The sequence below is a fragment of the Streptomyces sp. DSM 40750 genome (genome assembly GCF_024612035.1).
Classification (GTDB): Bacteria; Actinomycetota; Actinomycetes; order Streptomycetales; family Streptomycetaceae; genus Streptomyces.
Genome location: NZ_CP102513.1, coordinates 3,833,803 through 3,859,235 on the forward strand (window position 1 = coordinate 3,833,803; position 25,433 = coordinate 3,859,235).

The following is a 25,433-nucleotide window of genomic DNA, read 5'->3' on the forward strand; positions in this document are numbered from 1 at the left end:
TGTCACACCCTTTCTGCCACGCGCTCGCCGAGCAGACCGCTCGGTCGCACGACGAGTACGGCGATGAGCGTGCCGAAGACGACCACGTCGGTCCACCGCCCGGACACATAGCCGGTGGCGTAGGACTCCAGCAGCCCGATGATCACGCCGCCCACCATGGCTCCGGGGATGTTGCCGATGCCGCCGATGACAGCCGCGGTGAAGGCGCGCAGGCCGAGCAGGAAGCCCATCAGGAAGTTGACCTGCGGGTAGTACAGGGCGTACATGGTGCCCGCCGTGCCGGCGAGCCCGGCGCCGATGAGGAACGTCAGCAGGATGGTGCGCTCGACGTTGATGCCCATCAGCCGTGCGGCGTCCTGGTCCATCGCCAGGGTGCGCATTGTGGTGCCGGTGACGGTGCGCTGCACGAAGAAGAACAGCGCGGCCATCAGCACCACGCTGACACCGAAGATGCCCAGCTGGGCGTAGGTCAGCCGGACGCTGTCGGTCAGCTGGATCGCGTTCTCGGCGGAGAGGAAGCCGATGTGCGGGACGCTCTTGAAGCCGGTGCCCTGCGACAGCGCGGTGCCGTACTCGACGGCGAGCGACAGTCCGAGGGCGGAGACCAGCAGCGACAGTTGCGGGGCCTTGAGCAGGGGCAGGTAGACGATACGGGCGGAAGCCACACCGAGTGCGCCGGTGACCGCCGTGGCCGCGACGAGCGCGACCACGACGAGGACACCGGCCGGCATGCCGCCGTTCGCCAGCAGGCTGAGCACTCCCAGTGCGAGGAAGCCGCCCACCATGAAGAAGTCGCCGTGGGCGAAGTTGATGAGCCGGATGATCCCGTACACCATCGTGTAGCCCAACGCGACCAGCGCGTAGAACGCCCCGACCGTCAGGCCGTTGAGCGTGTACTGAAGGAATTCGTTCATGTCGGTCTGTGCGCCGGCCCGGTCAGCCCGCGTCGACCCAGGCGCCCGAGGCGTCGAGGGTCTTGCCGGGGACGAACTTGGAGTCCTTCACGACGGCGGTCACATAGACCGCGTTCTTCCGGTCGCCGTTCGGCTCGAAGTTGATCGTGCCGGTGATGCCCTCGTAGTCCTTGGTGGCGTGCAGCGCGTCGGTGATCTTCTGTGAGTCGGCGGACTTCGCCCGTCCGATGGCGTCGGCGATCACCTTGATCGCGTCGTACTCGTAGGGCGCGAACGGCCCCGCGTCGGTGTTGTACGTCTTCTTGTACGCGGTGACGAACCCGGCGGCCGAGCTGATGAAGGAGGGCAGCGGAGCGGTCGTGGTGGCGAAGCCCTCGGAGGCCGAGCCGGCGGTCTTGATGACGGTCGCGTCCTGAGTCGCGTCGCCGCCGATGATCGGGACCGTGATGCCCAGCTCGCGTGCCTGCTTGAGCAGCAGGCCGGCGTCGGCGAAGTAGCCGGTGAAGTAGATCGCCCGGGGATCGGTGCTCTTCACCTTGGTCAGGAAGGAGGTGAAGTCCTTGGCGCCGGGGGTGATGGCGTCGAAGAACACGTCCTTGCCGCCGACCTTTCCGAGGCTGGTCCTGGCCGCCTCGGCGAGGCCCTTCGCGTAGGCCGTGTTGTCGTGGATGATCGCGACGTTCTTCGCCTTGAGGGACTCCACCATGTACTTCGCGGCGAACTCGCCCTGCTTGTCGTCGCGGCCGATGGTGCGGAAGACGTGCTTGAGGCCGCGGTCGGTGATCTGCACGTTCGTCTGCGCGTCGGCGATGAACGGGACGTTGCGCTTGTCGGTGATCACGGTCTCGGCGATGGCGGCACCCGAGCAGTAGCCGCCCGCCACGGCCACCACGTTCTGCGACATCAGCTTCTGCATCGCGGCGGTGCCGGTCTGCGCGTCGCAGGCGTCGTCGACGACCACGAGCTCGACCTTCCGGCCGCCCAGCAGGCCGCCGTCCTTGTTGATCTCCTTGGCCGCGAGCTTGGCGGCGTTCACGATGTCCGTGCCGGCGGAGGCGGAGTCCCCGGACAGCGGCGCGACCACACCTATCTTGATCGCGCCGGTCCCGCTGTCGCCGCCTGACGCACTGTTGCCACCACAGGCGGAGACCAGCGCGACACTGGTCAGTGCGACGCCGGCGCCGACAAATCTGTACCGGTTACCTATCACTGGAACGCCTCCTAGAGCAGGACTCCTGCTGCATGCGGATATCTATGCGGCCGCGCTGGGATGCAATGAAGCATCTCCGCTGGCGCGTAGGCCGATAACGCCGGACTACGTGGGCACAGACGGTAGATTTCCAAAACACTTTGCACAACAGAGGCTTTAAAACGTCTGGAGTCTTCTGATCAAGGGTGCGGAAAATTCCCCGGCACATAAATGAGGGAAGACTAAGGAGGGATTTGAAATTCGTACATGCTCCATCGCGTACGACAACCATCCACCGATTGTCCGAAGTGGAGCTTGCGAACCGGGCGAGGTTCGTGCGTGGCGGAAGAGGCGGTCGCTGAGGCATGGCTGAGGCATGGCTGAGGTCTGCCAAATGCCAGTGTGGCCAGAGCGGTTGAGGTTGCTGTCGACGTGCCGTGGAGGGTCGCCGTCGAAGGCGTTCGGCTGGGAAGACGCGCAGGTGAACCGCTTGAAGTTCGTCGCCGACCACCAGCGCCGCTTCGGCCTCAAGCGGTTGTGTCAACTGCTCGGCATCGCCCGCTCCAGCAAACGCGTGTGCGGCCCGCCTCCACACGTTCCGACGGCTACACGGCTACAACGCCCGACGCCGCCACTCCCGTTGGGTCAGCGCGGCCCGATCGCCCACAAGACGACTTCCGACACGAAATCAACTGGTTTGACGCGAGGCACATAAGCCGTTTCCAAGATTCACGGTCAAGGCTCCTTCCATCCGTTGACCCTCGCATTCGTACCCGCATGGACCGGCACTCAATGGAACCGTCCGCCGCGTCGAAGACGACATCGCCGCTGCGCCTCATCGGAGTGCGCGGGCCCATCGGAAATCCTCCTAATCTGCGGGAAATGCACGGCACAAACACCGAACGAAGAAGGAGTACGCCCGTCATGAGCGAACTTGCCCAGGAGCGCCGACTCGTCACATCCATTCCCGGTCCGAAGTCGCGGCTGCCGGCCCGCACGTCGGTCGCCACGACCTCGGTCGGCAACAGCGTGGCGGCGGTAGCACGCCGCGCGTTCGCGCAGCTGACGGACTTCACCCACACCTGTTTCACAGTGACGCCGTACGAGGAGTACGTGGAGCTCGCCGAGGCCCTGGCCGAGCCGGCCCCGGGTGACCACGCCAAGAAGGCGGCGCTGTTCAGCAATGTGCTGCGCTTCCCGCCGCCGCTGGTGTGACTCCAGGCCGGTCCCGCTTGTTCATGGAGGTGGTCAGGCGTGAAAGCAAAGCCGACTGTTCAGATAGATACGGATCGAGTCGTTGTCACGGAGTGGTGCTTCGCCCCGGGCGCCGAAACGGGCCATCACGTTCATGCACACGACTACGTGGTGGTTCCCCTGGTCACTGGCACGGTGCGTGTGGAGGATCCAGCGGGGGAACGCGATGTGGAGATGCGCGCAGGCGTTTCCTACGCGCGGTCTGCCGGTGTCGCGCACAACCTCGTCAACGTGAACGGGTACGAATTCCGCTTTGTCGAAGTCGAGCTCAGGTAGGAGCGCGCCACACCAGGCCCGTAGGACGGATTCCGCCCCCGATCCCCAGGACGATTCCCATGACCTCACAACCCTCGTTGCCGACCCCGCCCGTCTCCGCCGCGACGGAGGACTGCGCCCGTGACGGCTTCCACCCAGACCTGGCCGACGGTCCGAGCGGCCCGCTGCCCGAGGCACGCCGGCGGGTGCACCACATCCGCGCCGACGACCTGGACGGCGGCACGGCGCAGACCGGCGGTATGCGTCGCTTCGCCGCGATCAGTGGTGCCAGGGTCGGCTCGGAGCGGATGTGGATGGGGCAGACCACGGTTGCGCCCGCGACCGCCTCGGCCGACCACCACCACGGCGACTCCGAGACCGCCATCTACATCGTCAACGGACACCCCGAGTTCGTCTTCCTCGCCGACCCCGCCGAATACGGAGCGGAGCCCGAGGAGGTGCGGTTGCGCACCGGGCCGGGCGACTACGTCTTCGTCCCGCCCTTCGTGCCGCACCGCGAGGAGAACCCCGACCCGTACGACGAGGCCGTCGTCGTGATCGCTCGCAGCACGCAGGAGGCCGTGGTCATCAACCTGCCGAGCCTCTATGTGCTCCGGTCCGGACAGGGGTAGCGCCCCGTCCACCCGCGACGCCATCCGCGTGGATGGCCGACGCGACACGGTGCATGTGCGTCGCCGGGCGCGGCTTGCGGATCGCCTAGTGCTGCGGGCAGCGGGAGGCGGAAAAACCGCCGGCCGTCCATTCGCAGACGTGTCAGTGCACGTGCGGGCCCCCGGCCATCTGCGGCTTGCCGGGTGGTACGAGTCCCAGGGCCACCGCGGCGCTCACCACCGCCGCGAGGGCGCAGACGGTGAAGGCGTCCGTGAATCCGCCGACGGAGCCGGACTCGATGCCCGAGGCGGCGACCGTGGAGACGACCGCCACGCCGATCGAGCCGCCCACCTCGTGGAAGGTGTTGACGACGCCGGAGGCGAGGCCCGCCTCGTGGTGTTCGATCATGCCCAGCGCGGATCGAAGGGCTGCCCGAGGCGGAGGACCTGCGCGCCGCCCTCGTCGACACGGCCCGAACCTGGGTGCACGGCGTCAGGACGAACCAGGACGTCATCGCCCTGCGCAACCTGGTCGCCGCCGAACAGCACCGGTTCCCCGAACTCGGCCGCGCCTGGCAGGGCCATGGTCCCGAGGGCCACCATCCGGCCGTCGCCGGCGCCCTGCGCGCGCTCGCGGATCAGGGTCGGCTGGTCATCCCCGACCTGGAGGCCGCGATCGTCCAGCTGTACGCGCTGCTGGTCTTTCCCCACATGGTCTTCAGCACTTACGGCACGCACATGGACGAGAGCCTCACGGACCGCCTGATCGTGAGCGGGGTGGACATGTTCCTCGGACACTACGGTCCGGGGCGGAACCGCTGAGTCCCGCCCCGGACCGGGAACCGCAGGCTCAGGCCTCGTAGGCCAGGCCACTCACCCCGGCCAGCCGCCGCTACGCCGGCGAGCAGATCATCCAGGCCACCGCCCTGCTCGGCCGGCTCGCCGACCGAGCCAGGGCGGGCCTGCAGGGACGGGACGCGTTGCGGATGTACACGCCGACGTGAGCGCCGACGCCGGGGACCTCGGTGTGCTGCTGGCACCCATCCGCGGCCGGCTCGCCGCGGCGGTGGTGCTGCAGGTCGTGTCGGCGGTGGCCTCGGTTGGCGCCGTTCGCGGCGGTGGCCGAGCTCGGGCGTTCCCTGCTCGTGAAGCTTCCCCTTGATCTTGGACGCCTGGAGACTGGGATCTGAGGTTCCAGAGGAAGTAGTGCCGGGGGTGTACCGCCCGCTCCATCCGACCCTGATCGTTCCTGGCTCAGTCCCAGCCACGCGGCAAGCGTGGCCTGAGTGACGAGCCTGCCGATTCCGGTCATCGGCGAGGGCCGGGGCCTGGGCAGTCCAGCGGCTCGGATGGATGCCGTACACGCCGCCGGGCCCCGGGCCTGCGGATGTGCGGCGTCAGCGGGAGTGGCCGAGTTGGGTGAGGGCCAGGTCGAGCTTGTCGGCGAAGAAGTCGGCTGCGGTGGTGTCGATGCACAGCGGTGGCTTGATCTTGAGGATGTTGAGGTGGTCCCCGGTGGGCTGGACGATCACGCCGAGGTCGAGCATGCGGTCGCAGAGTTCGGCGGTCTCTTCTGTGGCGGGTTCCAGGCCGGCGCGGTCCCGGACGAGTTCGAGGCCGAGGTAGAGGCCCGAGCCGTGGACGGCGCCGATGATGCCGTAGCGGTCGGCCAGTGCCTCGAGCCGGCCTTTCAGATGGCCGCCGACGCGCGCCGCGTTGCCCTGGAGGTCTTCGTCGCGCAGGGTGTCCAGGACGGTGAGGCCCACGATGCTGGAGACGGGGCTGCCGCCGGTGGAGGAGAAGAAGTAGCCCTGGTCGCGGTACCGGTCCGCGACCGCCTTCGACGTGATGACGGCGCCGAGGGGGTGTCCGTTGCCCATGGCCTTGGCGACACAGACGATGTCGGGGACGACCTGCTGCTGCTCGAAGCCCCAGAACCAGTGTCCCAGGCGGCCGTATCCGACCTGGACCTCGTCGGCGACGGCCAGGCCGCCGTGACGCCGTACCGCCGCGTACACCTGGGCGAGATAGCCGTCGGGAAGGGCGACTCCTCCGGCGTTGCCGTAGAAGGTCTCGCCGATGAAAGCTCCCGCCGGGCGGCCGGCAGCGGCCAGTTCGTCGATCACTGCGACGGCCTCGGGTGCGTAGCGCACGGCATCCGACCCGCGGTGGCGGCCGCGGTAGGAGTTGGGCGAGTCCACGGTGTGCACCCAGCTCGGGCGGGTGGCCAGGGCGTTCGGGTTGTCCTGGAGCGAGGTGGAGACCGCGTCGGAGGCGTACGTCCAGCCGTGGTACGCCTCGCGCAGCGCGACGACGTCGTGCCGGCCGGAGGCCGCGATGGCCAGGCGAAGGCCCAGATCCACCGCTTCCGAACCGGAGTTGACGAGGAACACCGTGTCCAGAGGGTCGGGGAGGAGGGCGGCGAGGCGCTCGCTGTACTCCACCACGGAGGCGTAGTGGAAGCGCGAGTTGGTGTTGAGCCGCCGCAACTGCCGGGAGACCGCCTGCTCGACGCGGGGGTGGGCGTGGCCCAATGGAGTGACGTTGTTGACGATGTCGAGGTACGACCGGCCGTCGGTGGACAGCAGATGGTGGCGCCAACCACGTTCGATACGCGGAGGATTGGCGTAGTAGTGCTCCTGCACGGTGGCGAACGCGGCGTCACGCCGGTCGAGCAGGTCCCTCTCGCGCGTACGGTCGGAGTCGGCCGGGAGGCCGAGGAGCGGGGCGGGGTCGGCGGTGAGCGCGAGCCAGCCGGCGGCGTACTCGGGACGGACCAGGCGCGGGGCAGCGGGGCCGTCGGCGTCGCGCAGCGCAACGTGGACCGAGGCACCGGAGCTGAGGTGGATGATGTCCTCGCCCGCCTGCACCGCCGCACCGGTGGTGACCACGGGCTGGACCGCGCGGGGGAAGGACAGCGACAGCGCCTGCGCGCCGTAGGTGAGTTCCACGTGGCCCGGCGCCGCAGCGAGGACCTTCCCCGCGGCGGGCACCTGCACCACGGCATCCCGGCCGAGCCAGAGGTCGATTCCAGTGGACACCGTGGCGGTGGACACCGTCGACAGCACTGGTGTCCGAGTGAGTCGCGCATGGGCGTACCGGATGGCGACGGCGGCCGCTCCGTCCGCGAGCGCGGAGGTCACCAGCCGGGCCTCGGTGCCGGCGTCCGTCCAGGCTCCATGGTCCATGGAATCGGCGTCGGTGGACAGGTCGAGGAGGGTGATGTCGTCGGCGACGAGGTCCCGCAGGAGAGGGCGCACCGGCGCATCGGCCTGCGCGGTCCGGGCAGGCACGTCGGCCATGCCCGTCGCGTCCCTGATGAGGCGGATCATCACCGGCAGGGGCAGCCGGGTGGCCTGTTCGAATATGCGCCATTCGCGGTCGAGCGCGGCCTTGGCGTAGACGTTGTCCTCGTCGACGGCGGCCTGGTGCCGCCCGCTGGCCACCAGGACGGCGGCGCGCAGGACCACGAGCGGCCACACCGCATCGGCTTCCTCGGGGGAGAGTGGCCGAACGGCGTGGAAGGCGCGGACGGCCGGCAGCACGTGGTGAGGCTCGATACCGTCGTGGTGGAGCATCGAGGACAGTGACACGGCGAGTTCGCCGACCGCCCAGCTTGTGGTCACGTCACCGAAGTCGATGACCCCGTCCGGCATGGGCGGACGGCTGTCGGGACGGCGGATCAGGTTGTCGTCGGTGAGGTCCAGGTGCACGGCCTGCGACGGCAGCGTGGCGGCGAGCTTCCGGACATGCGCCCAGGCCTCGGCGGTCGCGGTCCGGACGGCGGTGCGCCGGTCGGGTTCGTCGATGTGCCCGGCGAGCTTGGCGACGACGCGATCGGCGTGCTGCGGGTCCCACTGGAGCACGCGGTCGAGGCCCGGGTGCCGGAAGTCGCGCAGGGCGGTACTGACCTTCCCGGCGATCGTGCCCATGCCCGCCACGCTGCCGGGGGACAGGTGCCGTGGTCCCGAGAGCGTGCCGCCGGGCAGGTGGCGCAGCAGGCGTGCGACGGCCGGACCGGTCTCGGTGTCCACCGTCGTGCGCCGCGGGGTGCCGTCAGGGCGGCGCAGGACCGTGGCGATGCGCAGTTCCGGGCGGGCCGAGGCGATCAGGTCGGCTGCCGCGTCCTGGGCTTCGATCTCCACCGTGCCGAAGGCGGGGTTGGCGATCTTCAGAATCGCCACGGGCGTCCCGTCGTCGGCGTGCAGCAGGAAGTTGGCGTCCTGCTGGCTGCCCAGCGCCTGCGCGCGAGCAGTGATGCCGAGGTGTTCGGCAGCGATGAGCTCAGCCTCGGCCGGCGCCATGCGGGGTGCGGGAAGGGCGTCCTTGGTGAAGAAGTCGATCGTGCGGTACTCGTCGGGCAGCATGCAGGTTCCTCGGCTGGTGCGGGCGAACAGGGCTCGGACGCTCGGATGCCTCAGTCGACGTGCCACAGGAAGCGGTGAGTGTGAATCGCGAAGTAGGGGAAGTTCTCCACGGATGCGACACCCTCGACGGGCCGCACGACGTCGTTGATGAAGTCCAGAAGATCCCGGGGCTGAGGGCACACCACCTCCGCGAACAGGTCGAAGCCGCCGGCCGTCAGGACCGTGTACACGACTTCGTCGTGCCGGGACAGTTCATCGGCGACCGCCCGGGGATCGCCGTCGATGCGCAGGCCCAGGAGTGCCATCGACTGCTGGCCCATCGTCATCGGGTCGGTCACTCCGACGACTTGGACCGCCTTGGTGTCGATCAGCCGCTGCAGCCGGAGCCTCGCGGCCGAGGGTGACAACCCCACCTTCGGACCCAGATCGGCGTAAGGGATCCGGCCGTCGACCTGCAGCTCCCGCAGGATGGCCCGGTCGATGTCGTCCATGCAGCACCTCTCTCCTGCCTGAACGGCAGGCATTGCGCTTGTTTCAAGCACAATGCCGGATCCGCGTGCTCGATTCAAGTGTGAAGACAATGGAATCGAGCGAATCGGGTGGGTGGGTTCCCGTGCGCGCTCAGGGGTGATGTCGGGAACCCGGTTGGTGATGGAGGGCCGGGCCGCTCGGCGTCGCGTCGGCAGTCGGGCGAGCAATAGACCTGCCGCAGACGGGGGTTGGCGGTGAAGATGCCCTGACAGACCGGGCAGGTGTGGGCGGCCGGGGGTGCCGGTGGGAGTCGGCGGGCTGCGGATTTGCAGCGCAGGGGTGCGGCGCGGCGGCCGTTCCGGTGAGCGCGAGCAGCAGCGCCGCCCCGGAGGAGACGCCTGAACGCACCACGCGCTACAGGGGCAATCCGCAGTATCGCGTACAACCTGGACGTGGACTCAGGAGTCCGCGAGGAGGCTGCCGTCCAGGAACTCCCGTACGCGGCCCATGACTTGCACCCGGTCCGCGCCCCGCAGCCCGATCGCCACATGGATGGAGAACCCGTCGAGCAGCGCCCGCAGCCGGGCGGCGAAACGGTCCGGGTCGACCGGCTGGAACTCATACCCGCCGGCAAAACCAGGAGGGGCCGAGAGGCCAAAGGGCCGACACACGTGGACCCTTCCTCAGGTGATCAGGCTCGTGCGTCTCGCTGCTGAACTTCCTTGAGGACTCCGGCCACCGTCGCGAAGTCATTGTCCACGTGGAGGACGGTGTGCCCATGGTGCACAGCTGTCGCACACACCAACAGGTCGATCGCTCCCGCCGCCCGATGCCGGCCGCGCTGGGTCAGTTTGTACTGGGCGGTGTCGACCCACCGCCAGGCGTTCTTTGGAACCGGAGAGAGCAGACAGAGCGCGTCCAGTTCCTCTGCGAGCTCATCTCGGTGAGACGGGCTGGTCGCCGAGTAGAGGAATTCGGTACGTGTCGGCTCGCACAGGTGGAATACCCCGGCGGCGATGTGTCCCTCCCAGCGGCGCAGCGCGCCTGGGGTGCGGAACAGGTGCCACAGAGCCGAGGTGTCCACCAGATACCTGATCACTCGAAGGCCTCGCGTCGCGCACGCTTCTCGGCGTCATGCGCCGCTGCGGCCTGCTCGAACTCGCCACGCGAACCTCGCGCGGCCAGCTTCTCCGCGGCCTCAAGCCTCTTGATCCGCGCCACGTAGTCCCGAAGAGCCGCGTTGACGGTCTCCTTCTTCGTCGTGGTACCCATGAGCCGCATGGCCTCGGCCAGCGCCTCGTCGTCGAGATCAATCTGCGTGACGGACACCGGACACCTCCAACATCCGCAATGTATGCATCCAAGATACATCACCAACATTGAAGCAATACGGCCACCGATCGCAACGGACCGCTCAAGGGAGGTGCGCAGGGTGATGAGGCGCTCCCATTCGGGCCGCTTCCCGACACAGGACGGATCAGCGGGGTCTGCTGCATCCCGACACGAAGCACCCCATGGACCCTATGACCGACTTGACTGGAATCGACGTCCCGAATCCGCCCTGTCGATCATGGAAATTCCCATCGAGACGCGCTACCAGCGTCCCTCAACTCGCTGCCCTACCAGCATAGTTGCTGGTCAGATCGATTGTCCTGGCATAGCGAGTGGTGGGGCGGGTGGGACTCGAACCCACGGCCGACGGATTATGAGTCCTTTGAGGATCTTGGCGGCCCTTGCCAATCAGTGTCCATTCGTGACGCTTTTGCTGGTCAGGCTGGGTGCGCCATGTCTCCGCGCCTCCATCCTTGTCGGAGACGCTCCGCGCTCATCGACGTATGGCCGTGCGAACCCGCCTACGCCGGTTCGGTGAACTGGTCGAACACCATCACGGCGGCCCGGGTGGCGAGGGACCAGCCGTCCTCTCCTTCCGGGTCCTCCAGGTTGGGGTGTCCGGCGATCCAGCGCATGTGGAAGCCGTCGAGCAGGGCGGCGATGGTGGTGGCGAGGTGCTCGACCTTGTAGGGCGCGCGCATGCGTAGCCCGTAGGCGTCCAGCAGCGTCTGGTACGCCTCGCAGGCGACCTCGGTGAACGACTCGCCGTAGTGCCCCAGGGCGTCGCGGACGCGTGGGTTGGCGGCGCTGGCGTAGAAGCCGAGCAGCACGCGGTAGATCGGGTCCACGCGGTGGTTCTCGTGGTTGTCCGTCAGGACGTCGTTGAGAGCCTCCTGCCAGGTCGTGCCGTTGTCGACCGCCTCCTTGAAACGGCGGATGCTCTCCGGCAGCCCCGGGACCAGTTCGGCCTGTCGGCTGGTGAGGTGGAAGAGGAGATCTGCCTGGAAGTCGGCCTGGGCGGGCCAGATCTGGTAGATGGATCCGGTGGTTATCGCCGGTGCCGTGTCGTCGCCCAGTCTCTCCCGCATGATGCGGGTGGCTTCCTCGGTGACCCGTTTGACGCGGATGTGGGCAAGGGCCGCGGAGACAGCCGCCTCGCTCGTGTCGGAGGTGCCGGCGCATACGAGTTTGGTGGCCGCTTCCAGCATGAGGGCCCGGGTCTCTTCGGGTGAGCGCCGAGGGAGCCTGCGCCTCACGGCGCGCTCCGTCATGTGCTCCGTCATGTCCTTCCCCTCCCATTGCATGATCGTTAATTCGATGTGAACCGGGGCGTTGACAGGGCGCCAGCGTACACCTAGATTCCCGATCCGTAAGAAAGTTACGAAACTCGAAAGTGCCGATCACCTGGTCTTTCGAAGTTCCTCCGGCTGGTCCGAGGCACCGGTCATCCCAGTGCGCCCTCCTGCCTTCCTCTGCCTTCCGTGCTCTCCCCGCATGCCGTGCCGGGCACCGCCCTGCCGTTTTCCGATCCTGGAGGATCCCGCATGCCCGCAATCTCACGCCCCCTAAGACTCGGCCTCGTCTCCGCCGCCATCGCGCCCCTGCTGGGCGTCGCCGCATGCGGCGGATCGGGCACCAACGCACCCTCATCGACCGGCGCCTCCGGGGGCGGCTCATCCGCGAGTGCGGACTCGCGCCCGGCGAGTGACGTCGTGACCGACTACCTCGACTACGTCGGCGGCAAGGCGGGCAAGGCCGACGCCGACCTCGACCCGGTCACCCTGGGCTGGGTGAACGTCGAGGGTGGCCCGGGCGGCAACCCCGAGGCCACCCTGGGTGCCCGTGCCGCCGTGAAGTACGTCAACGACAGGCTGGGCGGCATCGGCGGGCACCCTCTGAAGCTGAACGTCTGCACGGTGGTGTCCGCCGAGGAGGAGGGACAGAAGTGCGGCCAGCAACTGCTCGGTGCCAAAGAGGTCTCTGCCATCGGCGTCGGCAACCTCTACCTCGGTGACGCCTCCTTCAACTCCGTGATCGCGGGGAAGAAGCCCGTGCTGGTCGGGGTGGCGACGGGCCCGACCATGCCCACCGCGAAGAACACCTTCAGCACGTTCGGGGACCTGCCGCACATCTTCGGCACCTGGGGCACGTACGCCCGTGACGTGCTGAAGGCGAAGACCGCGGCGGTGATCCACACGAGCACGCCCGGCGACAAGATCGCCTCCGGGGCAGCGGTGAAGGGCCTGGAAGCCGCCGGTCTGAAGGTGAAGTCCGTCGGATTCGACGCGCAGTCCACCGATCTGATCGGCCCGGTCACCGCGGCCGGGGCGAACACCGCGGATGTCGTGGTGCCCATCTCCGTCGGTGGCGGATGCGTCGGGATCGCCAAGGCACTGAAGCAGCTCAATGTCACCAAGCCGGTGGTCTCCACACCTCTGTGCATGTCCCCCGATGTCGCCCAAGGGCTCGGAGGGGACCTGCCCACCTGGACGTACGGCGTCGCCCAGACGCTGCCGATGGACTCCTCGGCCGCCGACTCCAAGGCGTTCCTGAAGGCCTCGGCGCAGGCGGGGCTGGGCAAGGACGACCAGTCCAAGGTCTTCGCGCCGCTGGGCTGGAGCACGATCCTGACGTACGCGAAGGTGCTCAACGCCATCGGCCCGGACAAGATCACCCCCGCGTCGGTGACCGAGCGGCTCAAGAAGTTCCCCGGGCCGGTCATCATGGGCGCCGCCGAGGTCAAGTGCGGCAAGTACCCGGACGCCTCCGCCGTCTGCAACGACCAGGCGAGGTTCTACCAGTACGAAGGCAAGGGCCAGTTCAAGCCCCTGACCGACTGGATCCGCCCGCCCCAGTGAGCCCCCGCCCGCCCCGCCGCCGCTGAGGCTGCAGCCCTCGCGGGACGCAGCCTCAGCAGCGCGGACTCGCGGATGTGCGGACTCATGACAGGAGTCATGAATTGGAACAGATCCTGCTCTTCGCCGTGCTCGGCCTCGGCCAGGGGGCACTGATCGCCGGCATCGCGCTCGGCGTGGTGGTCACCTACCGGGGCTCGGGCATCATCAACCTGTCCACCGGCGCAGTCGCCATGGCCTCGGCCTATGCCTTCTGGGCCCTGACCACCGGCTTCTTCGGGTTCACGCTGCCCGTCGGGCCCGCTCTCGCCGGAGCCCTCGCAGTCGCGCTCGCCGTCGGAGTTCTGACGGAGGTGGCGGTCTTCAAGCCGCTGCGCACCGTCTCGCCCCTGGCCAAACTCGCGGCCTCCCTCGGTATCCTGCTCACACTGCAGGCCACCGTGCTCCTGGTCTTCGGGGTACAGCCGCAGCAGGCACCGAGCATCCTTCCGGCCGGCACCGTCACCATGCTGGGCGTCACCACACCCTCCGACCGCTTCGTCCTGGCCGGACTGGTCGTCGTGATCGCCCTGGTCCTCGGGTCCCTGTACCGGTGGAGCCGCTTCGGCCTGGCCACCCGCGCGGCCTCGGAGAACGAACAGGCCGCTCTTCTTGCAGGCCTGTCGCCCAACAGCGTCTCGATGGCCAACACACTCGTGGCCGCCCTGGTCGCCGGGCTGCTCGGTGTCCTGGCCGCGCCCATCGTGCAGGTCGACTCCATGACGCTCCCCCTGCAGGTGGTCCCCGCCCTGGCCGCCGCCCTCTTCGCCGGGTTCACCTCGCTGTGGATCGCCTGCACCACGGGCATCCTCATCGGAGTGCTCCAGTCGATCGTGTACTACCTGTCCACGCAGAGCTGGTTCCCGACCGACAACGGCAACGCCATGCCCGGCCTCCAGCAGCTCCTCGTCTTCGCACTGATGGTCGTCGCCCTGTACGTGCGCGGCGCCGGTCTGCCGCGCCGCGGTGAACTCGTCGAACAGCGGCTGCCCGCGGTGCCCCTGCCCGAGCGGCTGCTACGTCCCGCCTTGATGGCCGCCGCGGTCGCCGCCGCCGCACTGATAGTGCTCCCGTTCGACTTCCGCCAGGCACTCACGAACTCGATGATCGGCATGGTCATCGTCCTGTCCTACGTCGTCATCACCGGCTACGTGGGCCAGATCTCCGTGATGCAGCTCGCGCTCTCCGGAACGGCAGGCTTCGTCCTCTCCCACCTCTCGGTCGGGCTGGGGATCCCGTTCCCGTTCTCCGCCCTCGGCGCGATGGTGCTGGCCACACTGCTCGGAGTGGCCGCGGGCGTCTCCGCCCTGCGGGTGCGGGGTGTGAGCCTGGCCGTCGTCACCCTGGCCGCGGCCCTGGCCATGGAACAGGCGCTGTTCAACAACACCTCGTTCGGCGGAACGGCCGGAGTGTCCGTACCCCCGCCGCGCCTGTTCGGGATCGACCTCGGACCGAAAGCGGACTTCCGCGGCCTGGACGGCAACGAACCCAGCCCCATGTTCGGCTTCCTCGTCCTGGCCGTCACGGTCGCCCTCGGACTGTACGTCGCCCATCTCAGGCGCACCGGACTCGGCCGGCGGATGCTCGCCGTCCGCTCCAACGAGCGCGCCGCCGCAGCAGCCGGTGTCGACGTGCGGGCCGTGAAGATCGCCGCGTTCGCGATCAGTTCCTTCATCGCCAGCGCCGCCGGCACCCTCTACGGCTACAACTTCGGCTCGGTCAGCGCCGCCCGGTTCACCGCGCTGGCGGCCCTCGGCCTGATCGGTTTTGCCTACATCGGCGGCATCACCATGGTGTCCGGAGCCGTGATCGCGGGGCTGATGTCCACCGAGGCGCTGCTGCCCCACGCGCTGGACAAGTGGTTCGGGATCAAGGGGACCTGGGCCCTGCTCTTCGGCGGCGTCTCCCTGATCGTGACGCTGATCGCCAACCCCGACGGCATCGCGGGCGCCGCCCACCGCCGGAGGACGGCGAAGAGGGCGAGACGCGCGGCGGCCACGACGGGACCACCGGCCGACAGCGCGTCCGCCGTCGGCTCCCTCCAGATCCACCTCGGCCGTACCGCTGCCGACGCCAAGGAGGTCGCACCGTGAACGTGCTCTCTGTCCAGCAGCTGGGCGTCAGCTACGGCGGCGTCCACGCGCTCAGCGATGTCTCCCTGGAGGTCGGCGAGGGCCAACTCGTGGGGCTCATCGGCCCCAACGGGGCCGGCAAGACCACCTTCGTGGACGCGGTCACCGGCCTCGTCGCCTCCCGGGGAAGGGTGGAACTGGATGGCAAGGACCTGACCGGACGGCCGCCCCATATACGAGCCCGCCGAGGACTCGCCCGCACCTTCCAGAGCAGCGAACTCTTCGAAGACCTCACGGTCGCGGAGAACCTCCAGGTCACGGCGGACCCTTCGACGTGGTGGACCGCGCTCGGCGAGACCTTCGGCCGCCGCCCCTCCCCGAACCCCGCTGTCCCCGAGGCCCTTACGGCCCTGGGACTCGAGGACCTGGCCGAGGCTTCGGCACACGAACTGTCCCAGGGCAGACGCAAACTCGTCGGTGTGGCGCGGGCCTTGGCAGCCCGGCCCCGCATCATCTGTCTCGACGAACCCGCGGCCGGCCTGGACACAACGGAGAGCGCCGAACTCGGACGCAGACTACGCACGGTCGCTGAAGCCGGCACCGCGCTGCTCCTCATCGATCACGACATGAGCCTCGTGATGGGCATCTGCGACCACGTCGTCGTCCTGGAGTTCGGCAAGGTGATCGCCTCCGGGACACCGGCACAGGTCCGAACCGACCCCGCCGTCGTCACCGCCTACCTCGGGGCATCCACCGTCCAGCCCGCCACCGCGTCCGACACCCCAACCGGTGGCTCCGCCAAGGCCCTCACCAGCACACCGGAGACACCATGAACACCCCAGTCCTGGAGGTGGCCGGACTCACTGCCGGATACGACGGAGCCGCTGTCATCCGCGGGATCGACCTCGAAGTGGGCGCGGGAGAGGTCGTCGCCCTCCTCGGGGCCAACGGAGCGGGGAAGACCACCACGCTCAAGGCAGTCTCCGCGCTGCTGCGCCCCCTTGCCGGCACGATCACCTTCAACGGAACCGAGCTCGGCAGGATCCCGGCAGCGCCCCGCGCCCGCCTCGGCATCGCCCACGTTCCGGAAGGACGAGGCATCTTCTCCGGCCTCACGGTAGCGGAACACCTGCGCCTCGGTCACCGGGGCGAGCGCCTCGACCAGGCGGCCGCCCACCGTTACTTCCCCGCCCTGTCCCGCCTCCAGGACCGCAAGGCAGGACTGCTCTCCGGTGGCGAGCAGCAGATGCTCGCCATGGGACGAGCCCTGGCCCGCGGCCCCAAGCTGCTCCTGCTCGACGAGCTCAGCCTCGGCCTGGCACCCATCATCGTCGAGGAGTTGCTGCCCATCGTCAGGCGCTATGCCGACGACACCGGCTGCGGGGTACTGCTCGTCGAACAGCACGTCGGCCTCGCCCTCGAGATAGCCGACAGCGGCTACGTCCTCTCCCACGGCGAGATCACCGCGCACGCCACGGCCCGGGAACTCCGGGCCGATCAGTCCCGGATCATCGCCGGCTACCTCGGCGAGCAACACGTCTGACCCGGCCCGGCGGCCACAAGCGCCGTACACCACAACCACCGTGAGCTCGAACCGATCGGGTGCCGGCCCCGCCCTTACGACTCGGCCGGACGCTCAGGGCTGCCCGCGTACCCAAGACAAGGAGTCCGATGTTCACCTTCGACAGCAAAGACGGCGTCCAGATCCACGTGCACGAATGGAAGCCGGACACCCCACCGCGAGCCGTCGTCCAGATCGCCCACGGCATGGGAGAGCACGCCGGCCGTTATGCCCCACTCGCGGCAGCACTGACCGCTGAGGGCTACGCCGTCTATGCCAACGATCACCGCGGACACGGGCTGAGCAGGCACGCCGAGCCCGGTCATCTCGGGGACGACGGCTGGAACCGACTCGTCGGTGACATGGTCACCCTCTCGGAGACCGTCCGCGAGCAGCACCCAGGCCTGCCCCTGGTGCTGCTCGGACACAGCCTCGGTTCCTTCGCCTCGCAGCAGTACGTCCTGGACCACTCCCACCTGATCGACGCTCTCGCCCTCGCCGGTACTACTGCGGTCGACGTCATGCTCGCGGCACAGGCGCAGGAGGCCGCGGAGGGAGGAGACCCGTTGCTCGCACTCAACCAGGCGTTCCAGCCCAGCCGCACGCCGTTCGACTGGCTCAGCCGGGACGAACCAGCCGTCGACGCCTACCTCGCCGACCCCATGTGCGGCTTCAGCCTCGACGCCCGGGGCATGGCCGACGTCACCATCGCCTCGGCGTCACTTGCCCGGCCCAGGGGCATCCCGGCGGATCTACCCATCTGCATCCTGGTTGGGGATCACGACCCGCTGAACGCCGAACTCTCACTCAGCAACCTGCTTGTCGAACGCTACGGCGAGGCCGGCCTCACCGACGTGGCCTATCTCATCTATCCCGCAGCCCGCCACGAGCTGTTCCACGAGACCAACAAACAGGAGATCGTCAGCGACCTGCTGGCCTGGCTGAACCGGGTCCTCGCCCGCTGACCCCGGCTCCGGGGACAGCGCCCCCAAGACCGCGAACGGTTACGGAGCGGGCGGCTGCCAGGCAGCACCCCCTCATGCAGGTTGAACGCCCGGGGCCGCGACCCCGTCAACGCACCCACCGACGAGATCGCCGACGCAGGCGAGGTCGTCGATCGAGGCGATGTGGATCATGGTTTCTGAGCTGGTGGGGAGGGGTTCATAGTCGCGGACCAGACCTCGGCGGAGCATGATCCATCCCAGGCTGGTCGTGAGGATGCCGAGCTTGACGGAGCGTTTCGGCTTGGCGCGGGTGCCTTCAATGTTCCTGGGCAGCAGTTCGCGGTCGAGGGCTTCGCAGACATCACGTGCCCGCAGCGGGCCAGTGGCCTCGTTGAAGACGGCGAGGATGGGGGTAGTCCGGGTGCTCGGCCAGGTCGGGCGAGGCGGGCTGGGTGGGAAGCCTGTACGAGTAGATTCCGGCCGCGCCCACCATCAGGCGACACCAGAATCACTCACTCACGAACCGCTCTCCCAGCCGGGCGGCGGCGGCAGCCCAGTGATCCAGAAGTCGCCCAGTATCCCGGTGGCCCACCACACCGCACCGACCGCGCCGCCCACGGCCAGAGCAGCGTAGGCAAAGGTCCCCAGGCAGCCACTTCCGCTGACCCGCGTCCCATCAGCGTCCAAACTTCGGCGTCCACCCGCTCGCAGAGCCCACGTGCGGCAGCTTGCGCCAGCAGTGGGCTGATACGTCTATGCAGGTCAGAGCGGTTCCAACCAACGCCGATCACAACGCCATTGAACTCACGAGCAGCGGATTCAGTCCGTTCGCCCAAAGTCCCGAATCCGCACGCCCGCTGAGACGTTTCCGCAGGTCACAGACCTGCACAGTGGGGCGGGTGGGACTCGAACCCACGGCCGACGGATTATGAGTCCTTTGAGGATCTTGGCGGCCCTTGCCGATCAGTGCTCATCCTTGACGTTTTCCCAGGTCAGACGTGCCGATCAGCGTCAGTCCCGTGTGGTGCTTGTCGATGTGCTCCTGTCCTTGTGGCCCCTCAATGGCCCCTGGAAGTCGATGAGTCAGACGCGTACCACAGCAGCAGCCACGTCCGCCCAGTTCAGCCACGAGGACGCAACCTACGCACAGCGGAGTCCCTTACCGACGAGATGATGCCCTCTTACCGGGTCTGTCACGAGACCCGGGACTTCTCTGCCGCCCGCGCTTACCAGCACCCCCCTTGCGAAGAGCATCCGTACGATCTGCGGCACTCGGCGTTGTCCACTTGGCTGTGTGCGGGCGCCGATGCGGCTGAGGTCGCCCAGCGTGCCGGCAACAGCGTCGAGGTTCTGCTGAGCCGGTACGCCAAGTGCCTGTACGACCGGCAGTCCATCAACAACCAGCGCGTCGAAGGGCTGTTGAGTGCCTACGACCGGCCGCCGGACCCGGACCAGTAGCGGCGGGGCTGAACGGCGCCGTCCCATCGGTGACTCGGCGGTCAGACCTTCGATCTCTTCCGTCCGTCGGGTGGGGGCACTCGCCCGTCCGGGGCATTCCATGCTGCTGAGCAGGACGGTAGGGCTGGGGCGTGCGCATACTGATGGGAGTCGTGTTTTCCTACGGGACGCGCTCACGCCCGTGTCGGCCGATGGTGGAGGCGCCGTGATCTGGCCAGGGCTCTCCTCCGTACTTTCCGGGTCTGTACTGCCCGCGTCCGTCCTGCCCTCGACCCTGTCGTCCGCGTCCTCCGCGGTGCGCTCCGCCGTGGGGCGGCTGACCGCCGTACCGGCGGCGCTGCCCGTCATCGGGCCCCCGCTGCGCCCCCGCACTTCTCGGCTGTGGCAGACCTCCGGGGGCGTGCAGATCGAGGTCCGGCGTCTGGGGCGGCCCGGGCGGGTGCGCGCGGCGCGCGGGCTGGAGGCCGCGCTACGCCAGGTGCGGGGGGTGAGCCGTGCGGAGGTGAACGGCACGCTGGGCTGCGTGTACGTCGGGTGTGGGCCGGAGACCGACCTGGAGCGCGTCGCGGGCCTCGTCGCCGCCGCAGACGCCGCCGGGGAGTCGGAAGATGGGGGTGCCCGCCGCTCCGGGGATGCCGGCCGGTCGCGGCCGGCGGTCGGCTTTCCGGGGGCGGCGGGGGCACGGTTCGGGGCAGCTGTCCGGCTGGGCGCGGGTCTGGTGGGGGTGGGGGTGGCGTCGGTGGGCGACGCGTTGCGGCTGCGGGGCCTGCCGCCGGTGGTGCTCTCGGCGCTTCAGCTCGTGGAGTCCGCGCCGCCGCTGCGCGAGGGCATCGCCCGCCAGATCGGTGAGACGGCCACGGAGCGGGGCTTCGCCGTTGCGAACCTCGTGGTGACGGCGTTTACGTTCCGGCCGCTGGGCGCCACGGTGGCCGCTGTCGTGGCCTGGGCCCGGTATGCGGAGGTACAGGCCCGCCGCAGGGCGTGGGCGGACTGGTCGCGTCGGCTGGCCGTGCACGAGGGAACCTACCGTCACGACGCGCTGCCCGGGTACGGGCGGCCCGCCACGCTGCCGCCGGGGCCGGGCGACCGGTACGCCAATGTGGCGGCTCCGGTGTCCCTCGCGGCGTACGGGCTGACGGCGCTCGGCACGCTCAGCCATGACCGGGGGCTGGCCCTGCTGATCGCGGGGACGCCGCGCGGCCCTCGGTTCGGCCGGGAGTCGTTCTCGTCGTCGGTGGCCCGCGCCATCTCCGACCGCGGGGCGCTGGTACTGCGTCCGGAGGCGCTGCGCCGCCTGGACCGCATCGACACTGTGGTCCTCGACGCCCGGGTGCTGGCCGACGGCGGATGGACGGTCGAGGGCGTGGCGCGCCTGACGCCGCTTGGCGCCCCCGGGTCGGACGGCGGCGGTGCGGAAGGCGGTGGGTGTCTCCCGGAGGACGGTCCGGACGACGACGAACTGCACGCGCGGATCCACGAGTTGATCGAGTCGGGTGGACCGGCCAGGTGGCGGACCGGGCGCGGCGCCGGCCCCCTGCAGACGCGGAGGCACGGAGGCTGGGAGCTGCGGCCGTTCAGCGTCGCGGACACCGAGCCGGGCGCCGCCCGCGACCGCTCCCCGGAGAGATCTGCGGACCGCGCCGTCGTACCCGCCGAGGCGGCCACGGCGGCGCGGCAGTGGGTCAAGGAGGGCGCGCAGGTCATGCTCGTCCTGCGGGAGGGCGGGCCGTTGGCCGTGGCTGCCCTGGTTCCGCAACTGCATCCGCTCGCCCACCACTTGGTGCGCGCGGCGCGGAAGTGCGGCCGGGTGCGGCTGGTGGGCGGCCCGCCGGGGCTGCACCGCCGGTTCGGGCTTCCCGAGGCCGCGCCCACCGGGCATCGGCGCACAGCCGCCCTGGTCCGATCCCTCCAGTCGGACGGCCACGGCGTCGCGGTGGTCTCGGCGCGGACCCGGCGCGCCCTGGTCCGAGCGGACCTGGGCATCGGAGTGGTCACCGTCCCACGGCACGTGCCGTGGGACGCCGATGTCGCCGCCCCGCCCGATGTCCTCCACCTGCTTCTCACCGCGCTGCCGGAGGCCCGGCGGATCAGCCGGCTGTGCTCCCGGCTGGAGGTCGGCGGCGCTGTGGCGGGTTCGGCCCTGGCTCTGCTGGTGCCCCGCCCGCGGGCCTGGGTGCGGGCCCGTTTGGTGACCGACGCGGTGACCATCGCCGGGATCGCGGCGGGTTTCTGGGCGGGGTGGCGGTTGCATGGGCGTCCGGTCCCGGCCGCGGTCGAGGGTACGCCCTGGCACGCCATGACGGTACGGCAGGTGATGGCCCGGCTCGGTTCGTCGTCCCGGGGGCTGGACGAGGCCGAGGCTGTCCGGCGCCGACAGTTCGCGGGCCATGACCGGCACGACGGCGCCATCACTCTGGTCGGCCGGGTCGCGGAGGAGTTGGCCAATCCGCTCACCCCCATCCTCGCGATCGGCGGCGGTATCTCGGCGGCGCTCGGCTCCGTGCTGGACGCCGTGCTCATCGGCGGGGTGCTCGGCGTGGACGCGCTCGTCGGCGGCGTGCAGCAGCAGAAGGCCGAGCGGGAGGCGGATCGGCTGGTCGAGGCCACCTCGGCGCGGGTTCGGGTACGCCGGCCCGACCGGGCGGAGGCGGCCTGGGCGGCCGGCGAACACCTGGTGCGCGGCGATGTGATCGAGCTGCGGGCCGGGGACGCGGTTCCGGCGGACTGCCGGGTGGTGCGGGCGCAGGGCCTGGAGGTCGACGAGTCCAGCCTGACCGGTGAGTCGCTGCCGGTCGTGAAGAGCGCCGCACCGACCGCGGCCCGGACGGTCGCGGACCGGACCTCCATGCTCTACGAGGGGACGACGGTGGCGGCCGGCGAGGCGCTGGCCGTGGTTGTCGCCACGGGGACGGCCACCGAGGCGGGCAGCGCGGCCGAGGCGGTCCCGGAGGGCGGGCGGCCGGAGAGCGGTGTGGAGCGGCGGCTGAAGGCGCTGGGCCGGTGGTTCCTGCCGATGTCCGTTGCGGCGGGTGTCGTCCTGTTCGCTGTCGACCTGCTGCGCCGACGGCCGCTGGGCGCCGCGCTGGGGTCCGCGATCAGCCTGTGCGTCGCGGCCGTGCCCGAGGGGTTGCCGTTCATCGCCACGGTCGCGGAGCTGGCCGCCGCCCGTCGGCTGTCCACTCGCGACACCCTCGTCCGCAGCGCCTCCACCATCGAGGCGCTGGGCCGCACCGACGTGCTGTGCTTCGACAAGACCGGCACGCTCACCGAAGGCCGGATCAGCCTGCAGCAGGTCTCCGACGGGCTGGAGCGCCGTCCGCCTGACCGGCTCACCCCGGCGCTGCGCCGGGTCCTGGCCACGGCGGCGCTTGCGGGTCCGCAGGGGCCGGCCGCGTCGCTCGCCCATCCCACCGACCGGGCCATCGCGGGCGGGGCCGAGCTGCTCGGTGTCGCCCCGGCCCGGGCGGCCGGGCTCGGCTCGGATACCTGGGAGCAGCTGGCGGAGCTGCCGTTCGAGCCGGGACGTGGCTACCACGCCGTGCTGGGACGGGTCGATGACGAGGCGCGGGTTGCCGTCAAGGGCGCCCCGGAGGTCGTACTGGCCCGCTGCGACCGTATCCGCCGGGGTGAGACCACCGAGCCGTTCGACGCAGGGCGGCAGGCGGAGACCGAGGCGGAGACCGAGGCGGAGACCGACCGGCTTGCCCGGCGCGGCCTGAGGGTCCTCGCGGTCGCCGAGCGGGTCGCGCCCGCGCGGGCGCCCGGCGCTGCGAGGGACCTCGATGACGAGAGTGTCGACGGGCTGTGTCTGCTGGGCCTGCTGGGCCTCGCCGACCCGGTGCGGGCCACCGCCGCCGAGAGCGTGGACCGGCTGACGCGGGCCGGAGTGTGCATCGTCATGCTCACCGGGGACCATCCCAGCACGGCCGCCGCGATCGCCAGGGAGCTGCGGCCCGAGGAGGAGCCGCGGCTGATGACCGGGGCGGAGCTGGATGCCCTGGACGACGCCGCGCTTGCCCGGACGCTGCCGGACGTCACGGTGTTCGCCCGGGTCACTCCGGCGCACAAGGTCCGGATCGTCACGGCGCTGCGCGCGGCAGGCCGGACCGTCGCCGTCACTGGTGACGGCGCCAACGACGCGCCCGCGATCCGGATCGCCGACGTCGGCATCGCCCTCGGCTCGCGGGCCACGCCTGCGGCCCGCTCCGCCGCCGACGTGGTGGTCACCGACGACCGCATCGAGACGATCGTGGACGCCTTCGTCGAGGGCCGGGCCATGTGGGCCTCGGTGCGCAAGGCGCTGGGCATCCTGCTCGGCGGCAACCTGGGCGAGATCGCCTTCGTCCTGGCGACCACCCTGCTCACCGGGCGCAGCGCGCTGAACGCACGCCAGCTGTTGCTGGTCAACCTGCTCACCGACATGTTGCCCGCCATGGCCATCGCCGCCCGGCCGCCCGCCGACCACGCCGAGCGGCTGCTCGCGGAGGGACCCGAAGTCTCGCTCGGCAAGGCCCTGACCCGCCACCTCCAGCTGCGCGCCACCGTCACCGCGGCCGCCGCCACCGTCGCGTGGGTCCTGGCCCGGGCGACCGGCACCCGGGCGCACGCCGACACGGTCGCCCTGGTCGCCCTGGTTTCCTCCCAGCTGCTGCAGACGCTGCAGGACGCGGGCCGCGATCGGGTGGTCTTCGCGGCCGCGGTGGGGTCCCTGGTGGTGCTGGGTGTAGTAGTGACCGTTCCGGGGCTCAGCCACTTCTTCGGCAACCGGCCCCTGGGCCCCGCGGGCTGGACGATCGCGCTGGCTTCGGCGGCGGGGTCGGTCCTGGTGCCCGCCGTGGTACGGCTCGCCGCCGGTGCGTCGGTGAAGGTTCACCCGCAGGCCACCCGTGTGCAGCCTCTCGGATGACATCGGACCGGACAAAGGAGCGGTCATCAGCACCATGCACACCGCTCACGAAAGGCGGCTCATCGTGCCGCACATCCTCACCACGATCCTGACCCAGGTCGCGATCGGCCTGATCGAGGCCGCCCTGGTACGGCTGTTCATGCAGCTCTGGAAGACGTTCGTTGCAAGCGGGCGCCCGGTGACGGCCTACGCCTGACCGCACACGCCGATTGAACACCGCACGATCTGAACTTATTTGCCGGTATTGATGATTAGGGGCGGAGGACGGGTCGGGGAACCGACCACACTTCCCAGCGCGCACGGGAGGGCGGAGATGATGCCGACAGACACTCAGCCACAATCCCAGCAGGAACAGCAGCCAATCCAGCCCCAGGCCGAGGAAACCCACACCCAGGAGGATCAGCAGCCAACTGCCGAGCGCCGCGAGGAGGAGGGCCGCGGCCAGGAGACGCGAGCGCGCCGCAAGGTGCTGCACCTGCACACCGCGCACCCCCGTGTTCCCGTCCCCTACGTGACCCCGGGCGACGCGTTCCGCAACGCGCGCGCGGCCACATCCGCGACGACCTCGCTGCTTCCCTCGCCCCCCAAGCTGGCCTTCCACGGCCTCCTCGGCGCCATGGCCGTGGTTGAGGCCGTCGAGTGGCCGATCGCGATAGCCCTCGGCGCCGCCACCGAGGTGATCACCCGAGAGCAGGCCGCACGGCAGCGCGCCGAACACGAGCGCGGCGAGCGGGAACGCGCCGACCGTGAACAGGCCCGACAGGCCACCGAGCGGACGGAGCCCGGGAGGCCCGTACAGGCAGCGATGTCATGACACGTCCGCACCCTGAACGCCGGTGGATCCGAACACTGTCCGCAGCGTTCGGATCCCACCGACGTTCCGTACGTGAGGAAGGAGCAGGGCGTCTGTCTCGGGGCGGATCAAGCGTCAGGACAAGTCATTGAGCGTTGGAGGTATGGGTGGACGGATGCCGGAGTCGTTTTTGGGAGCAGCATCAGCACTTGGCTGGGCAAGACCGGGCCCGCCTGGCACACCCGACGCGCGCCCTGGTCGATCCGGACCAGGCGCAGGTCATCGCCGTCGATGCGTTCCGGCTGGGACGGAACTCAATTTGTCGTAAATGGTGGGTTTTATATAGATCGCTCATAGTGATGGGAGAGGAGCTGACGCGAGAATCGAGAGTCCTTTGAACATTCAGACTTCG

General features: G+C 69.7%; 20 protein-coding genes and 2 pseudogenes. 13 read left to right on the top strand and 9 right to left on the bottom strand.

Annotated elements, in window-relative coordinates; all coding sequences use genetic code 11:
• Nucleotides 1-2 precede the first annotated feature (2 nt).
• Together JIX55_RS17180 and JIX55_RS17185 are read right to left on the bottom strand one after the other, a co-directional pair.
• A complete protein-coding gene (locus JIX55_RS17180; protein ID WP_257564207.1) occupies nucleotides 3-914 on the bottom strand; it encodes a branched-chain amino acid ABC transporter permease in 912 nt (303 codons plus the stop codon).
• A gap of 22 nt (nucleotides 915-936) precedes the next feature.
• Nucleotides 937-2,124 (bottom strand): branched-chain amino acid ABC transporter substrate-binding protein, encoded by a 1,188-nt coding sequence (locus tag JIX55_RS17185; protein WP_257564208.1) that lies wholly within the window; start codon nucleotides 2,122-2,124, stop codon nucleotides 937-939.
• Nucleotides 2,125-3,027: 903 nt separating this feature from the next.
• On the opposite strand from JIX55_RS17185, the pseudogene JIX55_RS17190 reads away from it, so the two are divergent.
• The 3 genes and pseudogenes from JIX55_RS17190 to JIX55_RS17200 form a co-directional block, all read left to right on the top strand.
• Nucleotides 3,028-3,288, top strand: a pseudogene (locus JIX55_RS17190) (4-aminobutyrate--2-oxoglutarate transaminase); the annotation flags it as partial.
• A 69-nt stretch (nucleotides 3,289-3,357) separates the two neighbouring features.
• Entirely contained in the window at nucleotides 3,358-3,633 is a 276-nt protein-coding gene (locus tag JIX55_RS17195; RefSeq protein WP_257564209.1) for a cupin domain-containing protein, read from the top strand.
• 59 nt (nucleotides 3,634-3,692) lie between these two features.
• Complete coding sequence (locus JIX55_RS17200; protein ID WP_257564210.1) at nucleotides 3,693-4,244, top strand: cupin domain-containing protein; 552 nt, start codon at nucleotides 3,693-3,695, stop codon at nucleotides 4,242-4,244.
• Nucleotides 4,245-4,386: 142 nt separating this feature from the next.
• On the opposite strand, the gene JIX55_RS17205 is transcribed toward JIX55_RS17200, so the two are convergent.
• A complete protein-coding gene (locus tag JIX55_RS17205; protein ID WP_257564211.1) occupies nucleotides 4,387-4,632 on the bottom strand; it encodes a hypothetical protein in 246 nt (81 codons plus the stop codon).
• A gap of 74 nt (nucleotides 4,633-4,706) precedes the next feature.
• On the opposite strand from JIX55_RS17205, the gene JIX55_RS17210 reads away from it, so the two are divergent.
• On the top strand, nucleotides 4,707-5,045 hold the full coding sequence (locus JIX55_RS17210; protein ID WP_257564212.1) for a TetR/AcrR family transcriptional regulator C-terminal domain-containing protein: 339 nt from the start codon (nucleotides 4,707-4,709) through the stop codon (nucleotides 5,043-5,045).
• 575 nt (nucleotides 5,046-5,620) lie between these two features.
• Here the strand turns inward: JIX55_RS17210 and JIX55_RS17215 are convergent.
• The 6 genes and pseudogenes from JIX55_RS17215 to JIX55_RS17240 form a co-directional block, all read right to left on the bottom strand.
• Nucleotides 5,621-8,590, bottom strand: coding sequence for an aminotransferase (locus JIX55_RS17215; protein ID WP_257564213.1), 2,970 nt, complete (start codon nucleotides 8,588-8,590; stop codon nucleotides 5,621-5,623).
• A 50-nt stretch (nucleotides 8,591-8,640) separates the two neighbouring features.
• Nucleotides 8,641-9,081: an Lrp/AsnC family transcriptional regulator gene (locus JIX55_RS17220; RefSeq protein WP_257564214.1), complete on the bottom strand. Its 441-nt coding sequence runs from the start codon at nucleotides 9,079-9,081 to the stop codon at nucleotides 8,641-8,643.
• Nucleotides 9,082-9,519: 438 nt separating this feature from the next.
• Nucleotides 9,520-9,681: pseudogene (locus JIX55_RS17225) on the bottom strand (TetR family transcriptional regulator C-terminal domain-containing protein); the annotation flags it as partial.
• 71 nt (nucleotides 9,682-9,752) lie between these two features.
• Nucleotides 9,753-10,160 carry a PIN domain nuclease gene (locus JIX55_RS17230; RefSeq protein ID WP_257564215.1) on the bottom strand — a complete coding sequence of 136 codons (408 nt, stop codon included), beginning with the start codon at nucleotides 10,158-10,160 and terminating at the stop codon, nucleotides 9,753-9,755.
• The gene (locus JIX55_RS17235) at nucleotides 10,157-10,390 is read right to left on the bottom strand and encodes a type II toxin-antitoxin system VapB family antitoxin (protein WP_257564216.1); all 234 of its coding nucleotides are present in this window, start codon (nucleotides 10,388-10,390) and stop codon (nucleotides 10,157-10,159) included. The genes JIX55_RS17230 and JIX55_RS17235 overlap by 4 nt, the downstream gene beginning before the upstream one ends.
• Before the next feature lie 524 nt (nucleotides 10,391-10,914).
• Nucleotides 10,915-11,676, bottom strand: coding sequence for a hypothetical protein (locus JIX55_RS17240; protein WP_257564217.1), 762 nt, complete (start codon nucleotides 11,674-11,676; stop codon nucleotides 10,915-10,917).
• Between the two features lie 261 nt (nucleotides 11,677-11,937).
• On the opposite strand from JIX55_RS17240, the gene JIX55_RS17245 reads away from it, so the two are divergent.
• The 9 genes from JIX55_RS17245 to JIX55_RS17300 all read left to right on the top strand — a co-directional run bounded on the left by JIX55_RS17245 (nucleotide 11,938) and on the right by JIX55_RS17300 (nucleotide 25,042).
• Nucleotides 11,938-13,251, top strand: a complete 1,314-nt coding sequence (locus JIX55_RS17245) for an ABC transporter substrate-binding protein (protein ID WP_257564218.1) — start codon at nucleotides 11,938-11,940, stop codon at nucleotides 13,249-13,251.
• A gap of 101 nt (nucleotides 13,252-13,352) precedes the next feature.
• Entirely contained in the window at nucleotides 13,353-15,380 is a 2,028-nt protein-coding gene (locus JIX55_RS17250; RefSeq protein ID WP_257564219.1) for a branched-chain amino acid ABC transporter permease, read from the top strand.
• Nucleotides 15,377-16,192, top strand: coding sequence for an ABC transporter ATP-binding protein (locus JIX55_RS17255; RefSeq protein ID WP_257564220.1), 816 nt, complete (start codon nucleotides 15,377-15,379; stop codon nucleotides 16,190-16,192). The genes JIX55_RS17250 and JIX55_RS17255 overlap by 4 nt, the downstream gene beginning before the upstream one ends.
• Nucleotides 16,189-16,902: an ABC transporter ATP-binding protein gene (locus tag JIX55_RS17260; protein WP_257564221.1), complete on the top strand. Its 714-nt coding sequence runs from the start codon at nucleotides 16,189-16,191 to the stop codon at nucleotides 16,900-16,902. The genes JIX55_RS17255 and JIX55_RS17260 overlap by 4 nt, the downstream gene beginning before the upstream one ends.
• 128 nt (nucleotides 16,903-17,030) lie before the next feature.
• On the top strand, nucleotides 17,031-17,885 hold the full coding sequence (locus tag JIX55_RS17265) for an alpha/beta fold hydrolase (protein ID WP_257564222.1): 855 nt from the start codon (nucleotides 17,031-17,033) through the stop codon (nucleotides 17,883-17,885).
• A 1,257-nt stretch (nucleotides 17,886-19,142) separates the two neighbouring features.
• Entirely contained in the window at nucleotides 19,143-19,322 is a 180-nt protein-coding gene (locus JIX55_RS17280) for a hypothetical protein (protein ID WP_443046433.1), read from the top strand.
• A gap of 205 nt (nucleotides 19,323-19,527) precedes the next feature.
• A complete protein-coding gene (locus JIX55_RS50890; protein WP_306820012.1) occupies nucleotides 19,528-24,228 on the top strand; it encodes a cation-translocating P-type ATPase in 4,701 nt (1,566 codons plus the stop codon).
• Between the two features lie 34 nt (nucleotides 24,229-24,262).
• Nucleotides 24,263-24,424, top strand: coding sequence for a hypothetical protein (locus JIX55_RS17295; protein WP_257564223.1), 162 nt, complete (start codon nucleotides 24,263-24,265; stop codon nucleotides 24,422-24,424).
• A 117-nt stretch (nucleotides 24,425-24,541) separates the two neighbouring features.
• Entirely contained in the window at nucleotides 24,542-25,042 is a 501-nt protein-coding gene (locus JIX55_RS17300) for a hypothetical protein (protein WP_257564224.1), read from the top strand.
• Nucleotides 25,043-25,433 lie beyond the last annotated feature (391 nt).